Here is a 16,453-nt window from a genome sequence, read left to right as displayed (position 1 = left end):
ACTCCTACTACAATGGGTGCTGGCAATAGGTGGAATACCTCCGGATAATCAACGAGGCGGTGTATCGTTATAATCCTCAAAGGGATATGAAATCAGATCTTATATGTAAAAAAGAAATGGCGACCATTTGGTCGCCATTTTGAACTAGTGCCCCATCAGATAACCTTGTTAACATAGAATTCCTGCAAATATGCATGCTTTTTCTTGTGCGAGAACAAAAAATGGAAAATTCCTGCGATTCTGCAGGAATTTTCGGCGAAACCGGCTCGTTTCTCTAAAATCGCAGGAAATGCCTGCAGATTTGCATCTTTTTTCGCAATCCCTCGTGAATCAGCCTAAAATACCTGCAGATTTGCATCTTTTTTTGGAGTTGGAGATGTTGGAAAGTTCGCCATGCACCTTGATCGGCGTGAGCCAATACGACTTGGATGTCTATGGGCGTGAAATTGCGTTTTTATCGAGCACCTCACTCCAAAGCATAGTTGTATTAGCGACATATTCTCATTTTCTCCACTACGATGTCTGATGAGGTATTAGAGCGAATCTCGTTATCTAACCAACATCCAAGGGGAATTTTTAATTTACTTTAACAAGGCGAGGTCCACTTCGGGCACCAAACCTTCGCGCGCGGCACGCGCCAACAGCGCGGTTACCGCAGCGTAGCCGTCCTCTCCCAGGTTTGCCGTGTATTCGTTAACGTATAAGTCGATGTGCGCGCGGGTTACGTCCGGCGACATCTCCTGGGCGTGCTCCAAAACGTAAACCGCGGAGGCTTCCGGATGCGCCCAGGCGTATTCGACCGAAGCGCGAATCCAGGCGGAAAGGGAAGCGAGATCCAAATCCCGCCGCGCGATAATCGCACCGAGCGGGATCGGAAGTCCCGTATCGGCTTCCCACCAGCTGCCGAGATCGGCCAGCATTTGGAGGCCATACGACGGATAGGTGAACCGCGCTTCGTGGATGACAAGACCGGCGTCGATGGAGCCGTTTTGCACGGCCGGCATGATTTCGTCGAACGGAAGGACGACGATTTCTCCAATCCCGCCGGGCACATGGCGCGCGGCCCACAGCCGGAACAGCAGGTAAGCGGTGGAACGCTCGCTCGGCACCGCGACGCGTTTACCGGCGAGGCTCTCGGCTCCTTGACCCTTCTCCCGGGTCAGGACCAGCGGGCCGCAGCCGCGGCCGAGCGCGCCTCCGCAGGGGAGAAGAGCGTATTTGTCCAACACCCAGGGGAGAGCGGCATAAGATATTTTAAGAATTTCGGGTCCCTGGCCTTCGGCCGCCAGACCGTTGGTAATGTCGATATCCGCATAGGTGACGTCGAACTCCGGGGCACCCGGAATCAGCCCATGCACCAGGGCATGAAAAACAAACGTGTCGTTCGGACACGGAGAAAACGCGATATTCATGATTGCAGCACCTCCGGTAAGTATGAGCAGGCCAGTTCCAACGCCTGCAGGGCGTCGCCGATCTTCCACAGCTCGCGCTGACGGGGGCCGACGGCGTTGGAAATCGCGCGGATTTCCAGCACGGGGAGGCCCAAACGCCGGGCCGCTACGGCCACGCCGAAGCCTTCCATCGCTTCGGCCGCAGCGCCGGGCACCCGCGCGGCCAGCAGTTCGGCGGTGGCGGCCGTGCCGGTAACCGTCGACAGCGTCAGCACGGGCCCGCTGCACACGGGCAGGCCGGCGGACTCTAGCGCCGCCGTCCAGCGCGCAGCCAGCCCTTCGGTGACCGGCACGCGTGCCGAGCCGAAGCCGAGCTCGTCCACGGCGGCGAAGCCGTCCGCCGTCTCCGCGCCCAGGTCGGCGGCGACGATGTCGCTCGCGACGACGAGCGAGCCGACGGGCGCGCGGCCGGGGAAGCCGCCGCCGATGCCGGCGCAGACGACGAGCTCATAGCCGCCGTCCGCGGCTAGCTCGGCGGCCGTCGCTGCGGCCGCCAGCGCGGAGCCGACGCCGGCGAGCCGCACGTCGAAAGCGGGCCCCCCGTCACGGGCGGGGGCCGAAGCTGCGCCGCCGCGGCTCAGCCCGCGCAGCACCGCGTTCCGCTCCGCTTCGACCGCGGTCATGATCAGCACGCGCCGCGGAGCACCCCCCTGCGGGGCCGCCGTTTCCTGCGTAGTGGAATCCTTCATCAGCTTTCTTCACTCCTTAGCATTGTCTTTGTTCCTTGCTACTCCTTGCTATGATTCCACTGCCAAACGGCCTAGGCCCGGCCATACGGCGCAGGCCGGTCGATCTCGGCCCCAAGCTCCTTGGCGGCGTTCCAGGCCCAGTAGGGGTTTCTCAACAGCTCGCGGCCGAGAAACACCAGGTCGGCCCGTCCGTTGCCGAGGATTTCTTCGGCTTGTGCGGCGGTCGTGATCAAGCCGACGGCACCGGTGGCTATGCCGGCCTGTTTGCGGATTTGATCGGCCAAATCGACCTGGTAACCCGGGAAAACCTCGATTTTGGCGGGAACGACCCCGCCGGAGCTGCAGTCGATCAGATCTACGCCCTGGGCTTTCATTTTACGGGAGTACTCGATATACTGCTCCAGCGAGTTTCCGCGATCGTCGTACTCCTTGGCGGAAAGACGGACGAAGATCGGTCCGTCCCAAACCGTTTGGACCGCGTCGATGATCTCGCCGAGCAGCCGGTACCGGTTCTCCGGCGTCCCGCCGTACTCGTCCTCGCGTTGGTTCACCAGCGGGGACAAAAACTGGTTGATCAAGTAGCCGTGCGCAGCATGCAGTTCGATAATATCGAAACCGGCTTCCTTGGCGCGGCGGGCGCCCTCCCGAAACCCGGCGATCACTTCGCGGATCTGTTCCCGGCTTGCCGGGGCGGGCATCTTCATTTCCGGAAACGGAACCGCCGACGGGGCGATAATCGGCTCTTCCAGCTTGGCTTTACGGCCGGCATGAGCCAATTGAATCGCCGCTTTGGCTCCATGCTGGTGGATCAAATCCACCACATTTTTCAGCCCGGGAATATGGTCGTCGGTCCAAATGCCGAGGTCGCGATAGGAGATACGGCCCTCCGGCAGGACCGCCGTGGCTTCCACAACAATTAGTCCCACCCCGCCGACAGCGCGGGTGGCGTAGTGGATCCGGTGCCAGTCGGCCACCTTCCCGTCATGATTCGGGGAAGAGTACATGCACATCGGCGACATGACGATCCGATTTTTTAGGGTAACGTTCCTCAGCGTGTACGGAGCAAACAGTTTGGCCATGTTGATTCCACTCCCTTTTTCACGAAATATATATTCAAAACGTGATTTTCTTCTCCTTGTATATGTTAGATCAAACCAAATACTTGTACAAGTCGAAGGGACAGCTAGCGCTGGGACCTTGACCTATGGCGCCCGGTCGTGTATTATATATTTCACTTTGTTCCCTAGGGTTCCGCGGCGACGCTTGCGCCGGTCCGGTCCGAGAGGGAGCGTGCGGCGAATACGCCGCGGACACGGAGGGATAAAAGCCCGGGAGGATATCGAAGGAGATATCTTCCCGGGTTTTTCGCTGCATGTGAATGAGAACAATTTTTAAAGGCAAAGAGGAGGGGGAGCTTGTGAATCGTTACTGGAATTTGATCTGGATCGCGGGTGCTTTGGAAATCGGATGGGTGATCGGGCTGAAGCATTCCTATAACGTCTGGACTTGGGGAGGAACGATCCTCGCTTTGGCGCTGAGTACCTATCTGTTAATCCGGTCGACCGCCAAGCTGCCGGTGGGGACGGCGTATGCGGTATTCACGGGGATTGGCACGGCGGGGACGGTGTTGGCCGAGATGGTCATTTTCGGCGAGCCGTTCCGTATTCTGAAAATTTTACTGATTTTGCTGCTTGTATCCGGAGTAATCGGATTAAAAGTCGTTACAGCCGACGGCGGCCCGGAATCGGGGCCTGAGGCTGAGCCGGGAGGGGGAAGATAAGATGGCTTGGTTATTATTGGTTTTGGCCGGCATGGGCGAGGTCATCGGCGTAGCCGGAATCAGCCGGTTAAATCGTTCCCGCGATCCGCTGTCCTTTGTTCTGCTGATCGGCGGCTTTGTCCTTAGTTTAACGTTTCTGTCGATCGCGATGCAGTCCATTTCGATGGGAACGGCCTATGCGGTTTGGACCGGCATGGGAACGGTGGGGAGCACGCTGGTCGGGATGTTTTTGTACGGGGAATCCAAGGACGCGAGGAGACTCCTGTTCATCGCCATGGTTTTGTCGGCGGCGGTAGGTTTGAAGTTAATCGCCTGAATTACCGAGTCATGTGGGAAGCATAACCACCCGTCAAACGTGGTTTGCTCTTAGGCTATAAGCCTTTATTACCGGTTCGAGTTTAAAGGCGCTAGCATTCACTTCGTTCAAGCTACTATGCCATTGCCGCTTTTGCCTACCCCGTCAGACAACCTTGATAATATACAATTCCGCATATGTGCATGTTTTTTTCTTGTTCAGGGCCTAACATTTCAAAATTCCTGCAAATCTGCAGGAATTTTTGACGAAACCGGCTCGTTTCTCTAAAATCGCTGGAAATTCCTGCTGATTTGCATCTTTTTTCGCATTCCCGTGGGGACCGGCCAGAAATACCTGCAGATTTGCATCTTTTTGGAGTTGGAAGCTTGGAAGCAAGCACACTAGGCGCCTCTTTGTATGTGACATCTCACTTCGATTAGTCATTAAGCCACCTTTTCGTTTCGGTATAAATAGTAGCTTGAACACTCCTATGATAACCAATCCATTAGCTGGTTTTTTGCTGCAAGCATCACTACGCACGCTTCGCGTGCTCAACTGGCTAATGCCAAACAAAAATAGCCCGTCCAGTGTCCCGGACGGACTATTCACCTGGCGGCCGCTAGGCTAGGCTCTCTTCGTGGCCTGGGCGAACCGGTCCTTGATCTGCTTGTTATTGCGCTTCATCGCCGTGCGCTGCTCGCGAAGGATTTGCGACGAGTTTTTCGACGCGGGAGCGAACAATAGCGCTTCTTTAGGCTGGGCTCCTACGGCTTTGCTGACCCGACCGTTTTTGGATACGAACACTCCGGCACTCATGGCTGCATTCCTCCCAAGCATAATTTGATCAATTCGATGATGAGCGGATTTTTACTCATTATAGCATGGTTGATACTCTCTTTGTAGTGGATGAATTTCTTATAATTCCAGTCCGGATCGGCCGGATAATGCAAGGTGATTACATAGGAGCCGGATCGGATACAGTGGTAGAACATTTTTTTCGCTTCTTTAAAAAACACCTGTTCACCAGGGTCCCCCAAGTCCAGCGTCAGTACGGCGTACGAACTTTTGTCGTCCAGTGAAAAGGCCGGTACGGATGCCGCATCGCCCGTTTTGGCGACCAAGCATAGTTCTCTATCCCGCAGTACATAAAGGGTTGCGGCGCAGCAATCCTCGTATCGGCCGACGCATTCGGACATATAGGGGCCGTAACGCTGCTCGATATCTCCGCCCTCCAGTTTGCCCACGACGAGCCCAAGAAATTTATCCGGTTGCCGAAGACCCGTAATATGAAGGGCGGGGAGTAATCCGGCCAGCAATTCAAAGGCTGCGTCAAAATCATCCAGCCTTGCGGCGTTCTGCTCAATGGACTCTTCCAAAGGAAGCAGGAGGGAGCCCCGGCGAAGCAAATCGCTGAAATAAGCTTTCCAGTCGATCGTTACGCCTAACGACAAGTCGTCGATATAGACCTTCCGCATCATCATGTCTTGGAGAAAATACCAAACGTAGGGATCGATCTCCCGGGGAACGCGCTCATCCCGCTTTAGCATTTCCATCATATGAGGCGGGGAGGGAAAACGGTCCTCCTTGGCAATGGATTGATCGATGTAGTGGTCCAGCAGAGGCTTCACCCGGCCGAAAAAAGCGGACTTCACTTCGACATCGCCGAACACGAGGATGGTTTTCTCCTGTTCGTAAGCTTTAATGAACTCCATATGGGTTATCGTTCGCATCGCTTTGGAATCGTATGTACCCGCCTTGCCGCCGATAAAGAGCAGATAAATGTCGCACTCCGCAACCGCTTCCAAACATCGGACCACCGGGTCGACATGGGCTGGCCAAGGCCCGAGATTCTCCTCCCACATCAGAGGCTCGTGTCCCATAGCCTCCAGCTCCTTGAATACTTTGCGACGAAGCGGTTTAAGACCATCTTCGTTGACGGAGCTGATGAATATTTTGGTTCTTGCCATCAGCAAGCTCCCTTCCATCGCTATTTCTCCCATTATAACCCAAATTCAACTGCCCGTTGAGATTAAAGTTTTTCAAAAAATAGACTTGCAAACCAAAAATAATTTAAGTAATATAATAACGTCAGCTACTAAATAAATGTAAGTATGAGTGGTACGAGTGAGCGGATGAAGATTAATCCTGGGCTCACTGGGTAAACTAACCTAAAATATCGAAGGAGAGATTGAAGAAATGAGCGAATTTTTGAATGCGATCAAAAAAAGACGCAGCGTATATGCGTTGAACCAAGAAATCCCGGTTTCCGAGGACCGGATTGAGGAAATCGTCAAGGAAGCCGTACTGCACACGCCGTCTTCCTTTAACTCGCAAAGCGCTAGAGCGGTCGTTTTGTTTGGCGAGCAGCACCACAAGCTTTGGGACTTGACCAAAGAGACGCTGCGCAAGGTCGTACCGGCCGACAGCTTTGCACCGACGGAAGAAAAGATGGCCTCTTTCCGCAGTGCCCGCGGTACGGTGTTGTTCTTTGAAGACCAAACGGTCATCAAAGGGCTTCAGGACCAATTTGCGGCCTACGCCGAAAACTTCCCGATCTGGTCCCAACAATCCAACGGCATGCTTCAATTTGTGGTATGGACGGCGTTGGCGCAAGAGGGCGTAGGCGCTTCCCTCCAGCACTACAACCCGTTGATCGACGAAGAAGTGAGCAAAGAATGGAATGTGCCGGCCAGCTGGAAGCTGATCGCGCAAATGCCTTTCGGCGGAATCGCCGCAGCGCCTGGAGATAAGGACTTCGCGCCGCTGGACACTCGCTTGAAAGTATTCAAATAAATTCGAGAAAAAAAGTTTCGAGCCTGCAAGGATCCGTACGGATTCTGCAGGCTCTTTGCGTTCGGACCAGGGAAGCCCGCCAGTTCTAATACGGGGAGATCCGGGAAAAATTTAGGCTGGAGCCGCATCCGGCTTCTCCGCCGTCGTCAGCCAAATGTTTTTAAAATCCATCCACCCCAAGTTATTAATGACGATCCCCCGGACGGAAGGATGGACGTAGGTATTCAATTGCCGGTGAACCAGGAACAGGATTTGCGCTTCCTCCTGCAGCCGGATTTCGATCTGCTCCAGCAGAGCCCGGCGTTTTTCTTTGGAGGGGCTCGCGTAAATATCGTTCACAACCTGATGAATCCACCTGCGGAGCCCGGGGGCGAGATGTTGGAAGATGACGCTGTTTTGCTGCAGTAAGCTCTCCAACTCGCAGATCTCGTCGTCGGCAAAAACGAGGCATATTAGCTGGGCGTCCGCTTCCTGAGCCGTTTCGATCCGCGCCAGCATGCCCCTGTCTCCGTAACGGATCTCCACCGGTATACCGATCGAAGCACATTGGCTGGCAATCCACTCGGCTTCATCCCGTTCCGCTTCGGACGCGATCAGCCGGATGGGGGACCCGTCGTAACCGGACTGTGCCAGCAGCTGCTTGGCCGCCTCCGGGTCGGGCCGGCGGTAACCGAGTGCGGCTTCTCCCATAGGCAGAAAGCCGCGGGCGGGATAACCGGGTCTACCCGTGCTTCGGATCAAATCGGACCGGTCGATGATCAGATTGACGGCCTGACGGAAGGAAAGGGACTCCTGCGGCCCGCCTTTGTTCCGGTTCCAACTGATCAGACTGCACCCTTGGCTGAGCGTTTCGATCCGCTGCCAGTCGCCTCCCGCATCGGCCGGTACCCTTGCGTCATTGGCGATCAACTGCTCCCATTTTAGTCGGGAAAGGTTCGGAATATTCTCCGGCATAAAAATCAGCTTAACCCCATCCAGATAAGGCCTGCCGAGGAAATAGCGCGTATGGACCTCCAGCTCGATTCCATTGCTGCCCCAATGGGTAATCCGAAAAGGTCCCGTTCCGCTCGGGAGCCGCCAGAAGCTGCTCTCGTCCAACCCGTTCAGGTCCGACGGGATAATGGAGGCGCAGGAAGAGCAGAGCAGGCGGGGGAACAGCCAGTTCGGCTGGCGCAGTGCAATTCGAACCGTGCGCGAATCGATCGCCGTTACGGTCTCCATCGTCTCCATCATCCAGGCGTTCATGGTTCCGTTCCGCAGCCGCTCCAACGTATAAACGACATCTTCCGCCGTCAGCACTTTTCCGTGGTGAAAGAGAACGCCTTTTCGAAGGTAAAACGTCCATAGACTGCCCGTGTCGTCGCTCTCCCAATGGTGGGCCAGCATCGGCTTGATTCTTTGCTGGTCCGAGTCATACTCCATCAGGCGGTCGAAACATTGCCTCACCAGATGGGAATCGAAGCCGAAGTACAGCTTCGACGGATCGAGCGTGAGCGGAGCGCGATAGACCGGGAGGCGGAACACATCCTTCGCCTGGGTTTCGGCCCCGACTTTTTCCATGCCGAATTGGCCGTTCAGCCATTGGAGGAACTGATCCAACACCGCCCGGTCCTCCTCGTGCTGATACAGGAATTCAAACGCGGAGCGGTATTCCCCTTTTTCCGTCAACCGTTTGGCGTACTCCAGCAAAAAAAGGTCGCGTTTGACCAGAAAGCGGATTTTCGACTTGTTTCCCCGGCCTCTGCCGGGCAGCCACTCAATCCAATGCTCATCCTGTAACCTGCGGACGATCAATTTGACATTTCGTTCCGTACAGTGGAAGAGCCTCGTCAGTTCCTCGAGCGCCACTTCGTACTCCTCCTGTTCCCGTGGAGCCGGCCCTACAAAATGATTGATCAAAGCCATGTAGCGTTCGGCCGACAACATGACACATCTCACCTCCGGTACACCGCCTTTCCCACTAAAAGGGGAAAATCGTTTTTCATAGTGTACACTTTTTCTTCCTATTTTCAAAGGGGATAATGAGACCAAGATCACACCCGGCCGGCAAAAGAAAGGGAGAGAGCAGGAATGAATTACGAAGAGCATTTCCGCAGGGAACTGGAATTACAAAAATTTCATCAGGCCATTCATGAGCCGTTTGCCTTTCATATCGGAAAGAGCGAAGCGGGAACTCCCCGGCTGATCAAAAAGAAAACCTGGATCACCAGGTTTTGGAAGGCGGTTATTGACGTGAAAGGGTCTGTTTGAATTCACGGGTTAAAAGGGGAACCACTTCGAACAAATCCCCCACGATTCCGTAATCGGCGATCTTGAAAATCGGCGCTTCGGGATCTTTGTTAATGGCGATGATGATCCGCGATTGGCTCATCCCGGCCAAATGCTGGATGGCACCGCTGATACCGCAGGCGATGTACAGCTCGGGGGTCACAACCTTTCCGGTCTGCCCGATTTGCAGCGCATAATCGCAGTAGCCGGCGTCGCATGCCCCGCGGGAGGCTCCGACCGCGCCTTGCAGCACCTCGGCAAGCTCCTCCAGCGGTTTAAAACCGTCCGCGCTCTTCACGCCCCGCCCGCCCGACACGACGACCTTGGCCTCGGTGAGGTCCACCTTGCCTGTCGTCTTGCGGACGATATCCCGGATTACGGTTTGAAGCGGGGTTCCCGACACCGTATCGCCGGCCGGCACGATTTCCGCGGGACTCGCGACCGGCCCGGCGGGAGGCAGGTTGTTGGGCCGCAGCGTGACGACGCCCCGGCTTCCGGTAAGCCGCTTCTTCTCGAACGCTTTACCGGCAAACAGCGGGCGGGTGAACAGGGCGCCCTCATCCGTTATTTCGAGCGCGGTCACATCGGAGATTTGACCGGCATCGAGCCGCGCGGCGAGTTGAGGGGCTAGGTCCCGCCCAACCGCCGTATGCCCGAGCAGGACGAGATCGGGCTGGTCCTCGTCGAGCAGCCGGGAAAAAGCGAGGTAGTAAGCCTCGGCCGAGTAGGTCTTTAAATCCGGGTGGTCCAATGTAATCACCCGGCCTTCGACGTGCCCGGCGAGTTCGCGGGCGGGAGCGTCAAGCCCGTGTCCCGGGAGGACGGCGATGATCTCGTCACCTTCCTCTTTGAGGGTGTAGGCCGCATGAAGCGCTTCCAAAGAAACCTGCCGCAGTTTTCCGTCCTTCGTCTCCGCCACGACCATCATCCGTTTACCCATCGTAAGTCCCTCCTTGATTTTCGGCTAAATCCGCCTATCGGCTCACATGAATTTGGCTTCGGTTTTTAACAGCGAAACCAGCTCGACCGCCTGTTCGTTCGGCGTTCCTTCCAGCATCCGTCCGGCTTGGCGTTTCGGGGGAGCGAAGAGGAGCGTGCGCTCCGTTTTCGGGGCGAGGTCCGCGGCGCTTACCCCAAGATCGCCCGGTTCGAGCCGCTGAAAAGGTTTCTTCTTGGCCTTCATAATCCCGGGCAGGGAAGGGTAGCGGGGTTCGTTCAACCCTTGCTGGGCGGTAAACAGCGCCGGCAGCGGGAGTTCGACCGTTTCCGAATCCCCCTCGGCGTCGCGGACCGCGACCGCTCGATCGCCGGAAACATCGAGCTTGACGATCGCCGACACATGGGGGATTCCGAGCAGCCGGGCCAACCGGACGGCCACCTGACCGGCGCCGTTGTCGACCGAAAAATAGCCGCCCAGGATGAAGTCGAAGCGCCGATCCCGGAAGTAGGCGGCCAACAATGCGGCGACGCCGGATTCGTCCGTCCGGATCCCGTCGTCCGAGATCAGCACGGCTTCATCGGCGCCCATGGCGAGAGCCGTCCGCAACGCTTCCGCGGCGCGTTCGGGACCGACGGACACCGCCGTCACGGTTCCGCCGTGCCGTTCTTTCAGGCGGATCGCCTCCTCCACGGCGTATTCGTCATAAGGGTTGATGATATGCTTCACACCGTCTTCACGGATTTCGCCGCCTTCTATCGTAATCTTTTCCTCCGTGTCAAAAGTTTGCTTCAGGATTACATAAAGATCCATCGTCGATTCTCCTTTCAACCTCGTATGGAGTGACCTTCGTTACTTTAAGCCCCTCAGGAAAAAATCCACCGTCTTGTCAACCTGGGCGGACAAGGAGTATTTCCGCCCGGAAATCAGCCAGGAGGTCACGACCTCGTCCATCGCGCCGAACAGAAGATGCCGGGTCAGCTTCGTATCGAGATCCGCGCGAAAGCTCTTTTCCGCGATGCCCCGAATCAAAATATTCTCGATCAGTTGGATGTAAGGCTTCACCGATAAGCCGATCGCTTTACGCAGTTCGAGTGAGCTTTGACGAAGTTCGATCTGCGTCACATAAGCCAGGTTGACATTTTGTTCGAGCTGGGTGAAGTGGATCTCACACACTTTGCGCAAGGCTTCGGCGGCCGTGCTCGATTCCTCGATGCTCGCGTTAAACAAAGCGACCAGTTTCCCCAGCCGATCTTCAAACAGCGAAATCAGAATGTCTTCTTTTTTCTTGAAATATAAGTAAATCGTACCGTCCGCAACTCCAGCCTCCTTGGCGATTTTGGAAACCTGGGATCCGTGGAACCCGTTTTCGGCAATGACTTTCTCCGCCGCATCCAAAATCATTTCAAATTTTTCCTGTTTCCTACTTGTCATGACGACACCTCAATGCTAAAATTTAAAACAACTGAATGAATACTCATTCATTTTCTATATCTTAGGAAAAACCGAGCGCTTTGTCAATAGAAGCGCCTTATAAAATCAAAGCATTGTAAACGCTTACCGGCGCTTGTCTATCTCAGTTTCATGCATTCATTTTTGACGGCTTATTTCATTAAGGAAAGGCGGGAGCAAAAATGGTGTGGCCGTTGATTCAATTCATGCTGTTTTTAGGCGTAACGGGAGTCGCTATCTATCTGTTCTGGAGAGTCGTGTATCACCGTTATTTGTATGTGCGGTCTGGACGTCCTTTCGATTTCCGCAGTCGCATGAAGGGAGGGGGGCGGGAGTTCGCAACTCAGGTTTTCGGTCAAAGCAAGCTGTTGAAGGACCCGAGGAGCGGGATCATGCACGCGGTGGTCTTTTACGGGTTCATCATTTTGCAGTTTGGAGCGGTTGACTTGATCGTTAAAGGGCTGACGCAAGGCGGGCATCTTCCGCTGCCGGCCTATGAGGCGTTCGGGTTCCTGCAGGAGTTAACCGTCCTGCTTGTTCTGGCGGCTATGGGCTACGCCGCTTATCGCCGTTACGGGGAGCGGCTTCCCCGGTTAAAACGAGGCTGGAAACCCAGTATCGTCATCCTCTTTATTTTCGCTTTAATGCTCACCGTCATCCTTTCCCTGGGTTTCGAGCGGCTGTGGCTCGGCATGGAGCCTTCCGCGCTCGCTCCGCTATCCTCGTTCATTGCGGCTGCGTTTGCCGGGTTTTCCGCTTCCGGCGCGGAAATCGCGTTCTATGTGTTCTGGTGGCTGCATCTGCTGACCTTGCTTTCCTTTCTCGTCTATGTCCCGCAATCGAAACACTTTCATCTCATCACGGCACCGCTCAATATCGGGCTCCGGAGGAGAGAGCCTGCCGGACGGCTCGTTTCGCTCGATCTGGAAGATGAGGAGGCGGAAAGCTTCGGTGCCGGAAAAATCGAAGATTTTACCCAAAAGCAAATGCTGGATTTCTACGCTTGCGTGGAGTGCGGACGGTGTACTAACGTCTGTCCCGCTTCGAATACGGGCAAGACGCTGTCCCCGATGCACCTGATCACGAAGCTGCGCGATCATTTGACGGAAAAAGGCGCAGTGCTCACCGGTAAACCGCCGTGGTCGCCGGGATTCGTCTTTTCGCCAGAGGGAGCCGTCACGCATGGCGTCTCGGCGGAAAACGCCTCTTCCGTCGATTGGGCGGAACCGGCTGAAGGGATCACCGATATCCGGCCGACCCTCGCCTGGCAGATGCGAAGCTGGGCGAAACGGGAATCCGGCACGGACCCCGCCGGCCTGGAATTGATCGGCGACGTGATGACGGAGGACGAAATCTGGTCGTGCACCACCTGCCGCAACTGCGAGGATCAATGCCCCGTCGGCAACGAACATGTCGATAAAATCATCGACCTGCGCCGCCATCTGGTATTGATGCAGGGGAGCGTCCCCCAGGAAGGGCAGCGGGCGCTGATGAACATCGAGCGTCAGGGCAACCCCTGGGGCATCAGCCGGAGCGACAGGGCCGAGTGGACGGGCGAAGTGGAAGGCCTTAAAGTGCCGACCGTCAAAGAACGCCCCGATTTTGAGTATCTGTTTTTCGTCGGTTCCATGGGCTCCTACGACCTGCGCAGCCGTAAAGTCACCCGGGCGTTTGTCCGGCTTCTGCAGCGGGCGGACGTGAGTTTCGCCATCCTGGGGAACGAGGAGAAGAACTCGGGCGATACGCCGCGGCGCATGGGCAATGAGTTGCTGTTCCAGCAGCTGTGCCGGGAGAACATCGACCTTTTTCGGAAATATGGCGTCAAAAAGATCGTCACGGCCTGCCCGCATACCTTTAATACGTTCAAAAACGAATATCCGGAATTCGGATTGGAGGGGGTGGAGGTGCTGCATCATTCGCAGCTGCTGGACCAGTTGATTCAAGCTGGCCGGCTGCGCCCCCAATATGAAATAAAGGAGCGAATTACCTATCATGATTCCTGTTATCTGGGGCGTTACAACAGCGTCTATGAACCGCCGCGAAATGTCCTGCGGGCGATCCCGGGCGCCGAATTGGTGGAGATGGCGCGTTCCAGGGAGAACGCCATGTGCTGCGGGGCCGGCGGCGGACTGATGTGGATGGAGGAAAGCGGCGGCAAACGGATCAATCTGGCCCGCACGGAGCAGGCGCTGGAAGCCAAGCCGGGCGTCATCAGCAGCGCTTGCCCTTACTGCCTGACCATGCTGGAGGACGGGACGAAAATGAAGGAGGTGGAAATGAACGTTCAAGCGAAGGATATCGCCGAACTGCTGGAGTTATCCGTATTCGGCTTCGGCGAAAGCTCCAAACCAAATTGAGTCCATTCATTAGAACGGAGGGTTCATGAATATGATGAGAACAATTCGGCAAGCCGCCGTTATCGGGTCCGGCATCATGGGGTCGGGCATCGCCGCCCAGTTGGCGAACGCGGGCATCCCCTGCCTGCTCGTCGATCTTGCGCCGACCGGGCTGACCCCGGAGGGGGAGGCCCGCGGCTGCACACTGCAGCAGCCCGCCGTGCGAAACCGGCTGGCCATTTCGGCGATCGAGCGGTTGACGAAGGCGTCCCCCGCTCCCTTGTACGACCGTGATTTTGCCGGCCGGATCACTCCGGGAAATCTGGAGGACGATCTTGCCCGGATCGGGGAGGCGGATTGGGTTATTGAAGCGGTGATCGAGAACCTGAGCGTCAAAAAAGAGCTCTTCTCCAAGCTGGAACCGCATCTGCGTCCGGGCACCATCATCAGCACGAACACTTCGGGAATTTCCGTCAATGCCATGGCCGAAGGGAGGTCTCCGGAATTCCGCAAGCATTTTCTCGGGACGCATTTTTTTAATCCGCCCAGATATATGCAGCTGCTCGAAATCATTCCCGGGGAGTCGACCGATCCCGGCCTGGTCAAGGAATTGAGCGCTTTTTGCGAATCCAGGCTGGGAAAAACCGTGGTGCGGGCCAAAGACACCCCGAATTTCATCGCCAACCGGATCGGCACCTACGGTTTATTAATGACGCTTAAAATCATGCTGGAAAAAGGCTACACCGTGGAGGAGGTCGATGCGGTGACGGGGCCGGCGCTGGGGCGGCCCAAAAGCGCGACCTTCCGCACGCTGGATTTGGTCGGGCTCGATACGTTTCTTCATGTAGTGAACAATGTGCATGCGAATACGGCCGACCCGGATGAAAAAGCTGCCTTTGCGGTCCCCGAGCTGATAAAGAGCATGGTAGCGCAGGGACGGCTGGGGGAGAAAGCGGGCCAAGGGTTTTACCGGAAGGAAAAGGGACCGGGCGGAAGCCGAATCCTGGCGCTCGATTTGAACAGCTTGGATTACCGGCCGCAAAGCAGGCCGGCCTCGGGTTCGTTGAAGGCGGCCAAATTGGCGAAAGGGGCTGCGGCCAAAACCGCCGCATTATTGGCCGGAAAAGACCGCTATTCGGAATTGGCCTGGGAAGTGCTGAAGCCGGTGCTGATCTACGCCGCCGGGAAACTCGGAGAGATCGCGGACAGTGTCCGGGATATCGATGAAGCGATGAAGTGGGGGTTCAATTGGGAAATGGGCCCGTTCGAACTATGGGACGCCATCGGATTGGAGCGCTCCGCTTCCCGGATGGAAGCGGAAGGGGCGGTACTTCCCGCCTGGGTGAAGGAATGGATTGCCGCCGGAAACCGTTCGTTTTACAAACGGGAAGACGGCAAGCTGTTCCACGTCAGCGAGGGCCGCTACAAAAGTGTGGAATTTCCGCCGGAGGTCATCTCATTGCGGGAGCTGAGGGAACGGAACAAGGTGGTCAAGTCGAATAGCGGCGCAAGTCTCATCGACTTGGGCGACGGGGTGGCCTGCCTGGAGTTTCACTCGCCGAACAATGCGATCGGAGCGGATATCCTGACGATGATTACGCAAAGCGTGGAGGAGGTTCGGCGGAATTTTACGGGCCTGGTCATCGCCAATCAGGGCAAAAATTTCTGCGTCGGAGCCAACTTGATGCTGCTGCTGATGGAGGCTCAGGACGAAGAATGGGATGAAGTGGATGAGATCATCCGGCTGTTCCAGAACACGATGTACCGGTTGAAGCGGTTCGAGAAGCCGGTCGTGGCCGCTCCGCACCGGATGACGCTGGGCGGCGGTGTCGAAGCCTGCATGCCCGCGGATCAGGTGATCGCGGCAGCGGAGACTTACTACGGCTTGGTGGAGGTTGGTGTCGGCCTCATCCCCGCCGGAGGCGGCTGCAAGGAAATGGCGCTGCGGGCCAGCGAGCGGGTCGGACTTCCCGAAGCGGATCTGCAGCCCTATCTCAGCCGGATTTTCGAGACGATCGGGACGGCGAAGGTGTCCACCAGCGGCCATGACGCCATCAAGCTCGGTTACTTGCGGGAAACCGACCGGGTCGTGATGCATCCGGACCACCGCATTTACGAAGCGAAGCGGGCGGTGCTGCGGATGGCCGCCGCGGGTTACGAGCCTATCCCCGAGAAGAAGATCCGCGTTATCGGTTCCGAAGGCAAGGCGGTGCTTCGCCTCGGCGCACTCGGCATGAGAGAAAGCGGGTTTATCAGCGATCATGATCTGCTGATCGCGGGCAAGCTGGCGCATGTACTCTCCGGGGGGGATGTTCCCGCAGGGTCCCTGGTGACGGAGCAGTATTTGCTCGATCTGGAGCGGGAAGCGTTCTTGAGTCTTTGCGGCGAACCGAAAACAAGAGAGCGGATGCAGCATATGCTTGCCAAGGGAAAGCCGCTGCGGAATTGATTA

The 16,453-nt window shown here is 56.4% G+C and carries 15 protein-coding genes and 1 riboswitch; of the genes, 6 read left to right on the top strand and 9 right to left on the bottom strand.

The window, feature by feature from the left end; translation table 11 throughout:
- Positions 1–581 precede the first annotated feature (581 nt).
- From FRY98_RS00250 to namA, 3 genes are all read right to left on the bottom strand, one after another.
- Positions 582–1,412: a 1,4-dihydroxy-6-naphtoate synthase gene (locus FRY98_RS00250; protein WP_148449598.1), complete on the bottom strand. Its 831-nt coding sequence runs from the start codon at positions 1,410–1,412 to the stop codon at positions 582–584.
- Complete coding sequence (locus tag FRY98_RS00245; RefSeq protein WP_148449597.1) at positions 1,409–2,140, bottom strand: futalosine hydrolase; 732 nt, start codon at positions 2,138–2,140, stop codon at positions 1,409–1,411. Before FRY98_RS00245 ends, FRY98_RS00250 begins: the two co-directional genes overlap by 4 nt.
- A 71-nt stretch (positions 2,141–2,211) precedes the next feature.
- Positions 2,212–3,219 carry an NADPH dehydrogenase NamA gene (namA, locus tag FRY98_RS00240; protein ID WP_148449595.1) on the bottom strand — a complete coding sequence of 336 codons (1,008 nt, stop codon included), beginning with the start codon at positions 3,217–3,219 and terminating at the stop codon, positions 2,212–2,214.
- 153 nt (positions 3,220–3,372) lie between these two features.
- Positions 3,373–3,477: riboswitch (guanidine-I (ykkC/yxkD leader) on the top strand.
- 80 nt (positions 3,478–3,557) lie between these two features.
- Here namA and FRY98_RS00235 point away from each other — a divergent pair.
- Complete coding sequence (locus tag FRY98_RS00235; protein WP_276508676.1) at positions 3,558–3,920, top strand: DMT family transporter; 363 nt, start codon at positions 3,558–3,560, stop codon at positions 3,918–3,920.
- Position 3,921: 1 nt separating this feature from the next.
- Positions 3,922–4,236, top strand: coding sequence for a DMT family transporter (locus FRY98_RS00230; RefSeq protein ID WP_148449591.1), 315 nt, complete (start codon positions 3,922–3,924; stop codon positions 4,234–4,236).
- 603 nt (positions 4,237–4,839) lie between these two features.
- On the opposite strand, the gene FRY98_RS00225 is transcribed toward FRY98_RS00230, so the two are convergent.
- Both FRY98_RS00225 and FRY98_RS00220 read right to left on the bottom strand, forming a co-directional pair.
- Complete coding sequence (locus FRY98_RS00225) at positions 4,840–5,031, bottom strand: hypothetical protein (protein WP_148449589.1); 192 nt, start codon at positions 5,029–5,031, stop codon at positions 4,840–4,842.
- Positions 5,028–6,200, bottom strand: a complete 1,173-nt coding sequence (locus FRY98_RS00220) for a DUF4062 domain-containing protein (RefSeq protein WP_170286983.1) — start codon at positions 6,198–6,200, stop codon at positions 5,028–5,030. The genes FRY98_RS00225 and FRY98_RS00220 overlap by 4 nt, the downstream gene beginning before the upstream one ends.
- Positions 6,201–6,411: 211 nt before the next feature.
- Between FRY98_RS00220 and FRY98_RS00215 the strand changes: the two genes are divergently transcribed.
- The gene (locus tag FRY98_RS00215; RefSeq protein ID WP_148449585.1) at positions 6,412–7,008 is read left to right on the top strand and encodes a nitroreductase family protein; all 597 of its coding nucleotides are present in this window, start codon (positions 6,412–6,414) and stop codon (positions 7,006–7,008) included.
- A gap of 111 nt (positions 7,009–7,119) precedes the next feature.
- On the opposite strand, the gene FRY98_RS00210 is transcribed toward FRY98_RS00215, so the two are convergent.
- Positions 7,120–8,934 carry an SgrR family transcriptional regulator gene (locus FRY98_RS00210; protein WP_148449583.1) on the bottom strand — a complete coding sequence of 605 codons (1,815 nt, stop codon included), beginning with the start codon at positions 8,932–8,934 and terminating at the stop codon, positions 7,120–7,122.
- A 144-nt stretch (positions 8,935–9,078) separates the two neighbouring features.
- Between FRY98_RS00210 and FRY98_RS00205 the strand changes: the two genes are divergently transcribed.
- Positions 9,079–9,258 carry a hypothetical protein gene (locus tag FRY98_RS00205; protein ID WP_148449581.1) on the top strand — a complete coding sequence of 60 codons (180 nt, stop codon included), beginning with the start codon at positions 9,079–9,081 and terminating at the stop codon, positions 9,256–9,258.
- On the opposite strand, the gene FRY98_RS00200 is transcribed toward FRY98_RS00205, so the two are convergent.
- Genes FRY98_RS00200 through FRY98_RS00190 form a run of 3 tightly spaced genes read right to left on the bottom strand, consistent with a single transcriptional unit; the run spans position 9,233 to position 11,647 of the window.
- Positions 9,233–10,216 carry an electron transfer flavoprotein subunit alpha/FixB family protein gene (locus FRY98_RS00200; RefSeq protein WP_148449580.1) on the bottom strand — a complete coding sequence of 328 codons (984 nt, stop codon included), beginning with the start codon at positions 10,214–10,216 and terminating at the stop codon, positions 9,233–9,235. The two genes, FRY98_RS00205 and FRY98_RS00200, sit on opposite strands and share 26 nt — an antisense overlap.
- 42 nt (positions 10,217–10,258) lie before the next feature.
- Complete coding sequence (locus FRY98_RS00195; RefSeq protein WP_148449578.1) at positions 10,259–11,026, bottom strand: electron transfer flavoprotein subunit beta/FixA family protein; 768 nt, start codon at positions 11,024–11,026, stop codon at positions 10,259–10,261.
- Positions 11,027–11,065: 39 nt separating this feature from the next.
- Positions 11,066–11,647, bottom strand: a complete 582-nt coding sequence (locus FRY98_RS00190; protein WP_148449576.1) for a TetR/AcrR family transcriptional regulator — start codon at positions 11,645–11,647, stop codon at positions 11,066–11,068.
- 200 nt (positions 11,648–11,847) lie between these two features.
- On the opposite strand from FRY98_RS00190, the gene FRY98_RS00185 reads away from it, so the two are divergent.
- Together FRY98_RS00185 and FRY98_RS00180 are read left to right on the top strand one after the other, a co-directional pair.
- On the top strand, positions 11,848–14,022 hold the full coding sequence (locus FRY98_RS00185) for a (Fe-S)-binding protein (protein WP_148449575.1): 2,175 nt from the start codon (positions 11,848–11,850) through the stop codon (positions 14,020–14,022).
- A gap of 31 nt (positions 14,023–14,053) precedes the next feature.
- Positions 14,054–16,450 (top strand): 3-hydroxyacyl-CoA dehydrogenase/enoyl-CoA hydratase family protein, encoded by a 2,397-nt coding sequence (locus FRY98_RS00180; protein WP_148449573.1) that lies wholly within the window; start codon positions 14,054–14,056, stop codon positions 16,448–16,450.
- The last annotated feature ends 3 nt before the right edge of the window (positions 16,451–16,453 follow it).

Origin of the sequence: Paenibacillus faecis, assembly GCF_008084145.1 — a bacterium.
GTDB lineage: Bacteria > Bacillota > Bacilli > Paenibacillales > Paenibacillaceae > Fontibacillus > Fontibacillus faecis.
Note: the sequence above shows the minus strand (reverse complement) of the source record. Positions and strands in the feature narration are given on the sequence as shown.

What these genes read in the sequence shown, in the direction of transcription:
- FRY98_RS00250 (WP_148449598.1), bottom strand. Translation starts at nt 1,412, where the DNA reads ATGAATATCGCGTTTTCTCCGTGTCCGAACGACACGTTTGTTTTTCAT.
- FRY98_RS00245 (WP_148449597.1), bottom strand. Translation starts at nt 2,140, where the DNA reads ATGAAGGATTCCACTACGCAGGAAACGGCGGCCCCGCAGGGGGGTGCT.
- namA (WP_148449595.1), bottom strand. Translation starts at nt 3,219, where the DNA reads ATGGCCAAACTGTTTGCTCCGTACACGCTGAGGAACGTTACCCTAAAA.
- FRY98_RS00230 (WP_148449591.1), top strand. Translation starts at nt 3,922, where the DNA reads ATGGCTTGGTTATTATTGGTTTTGGCCGGCATGGGCGAGGTCATCGGC.
- FRY98_RS00225 (WP_148449589.1), bottom strand. Translation starts at nt 5,031, where the DNA reads ATGAGTGCCGGAGTGTTCGTATCCAAAAACGGTCGGGTCAGCAAAGCC.
- FRY98_RS00220 (WP_170286983.1), bottom strand. Translation starts at nt 6,200, where the DNA reads ATGGAAGGGAGCTTGCTGATGGCAAGAACCAAAATATTCATCAGCTCC.
- FRY98_RS00215 (WP_148449585.1), top strand. Translation starts at nt 6,412, where the DNA reads ATGAGCGAATTTTTGAATGCGATCAAAAAAAGACGCAGCGTATATGCG.
- FRY98_RS00210 (WP_148449583.1), bottom strand. Translation starts at nt 8,934, where the DNA reads ATGTTGTCGGCCGAACGCTACATGGCTTTGATCAATCATTTTGTAGGG.
- FRY98_RS00205 (WP_148449581.1), top strand. Translation starts at nt 9,079, where the DNA reads ATGAATTACGAAGAGCATTTCCGCAGGGAACTGGAATTACAAAAATTT.
- FRY98_RS00200 (WP_148449580.1), bottom strand. Translation starts at nt 10,216, where the DNA reads ATGGGTAAACGGATGATGGTCGTGGCGGAGACGAAGGACGGAAAACTG.
- FRY98_RS00195 (WP_148449578.1), bottom strand. Translation starts at nt 11,026, where the DNA reads ATGGATCTTTATGTAATCCTGAAGCAAACTTTTGACACGGAGGAAAAG.
- FRY98_RS00190 (WP_148449576.1), bottom strand. Translation starts at nt 11,647, where the DNA reads ATGACAAGTAGGAAACAGGAAAAATTTGAAATGATTTTGGATGCGGCG.
- FRY98_RS00185 (WP_148449575.1), top strand. Translation starts at nt 11,848, where the DNA reads ATGGTGTGGCCGTTGATTCAATTCATGCTGTTTTTAGGCGTAACGGGA.
- FRY98_RS00180 (WP_148449573.1), top strand. Translation starts at nt 14,054, where the DNA reads ATGATGAGAACAATTCGGCAAGCCGCCGTTATCGGGTCCGGCATCATG.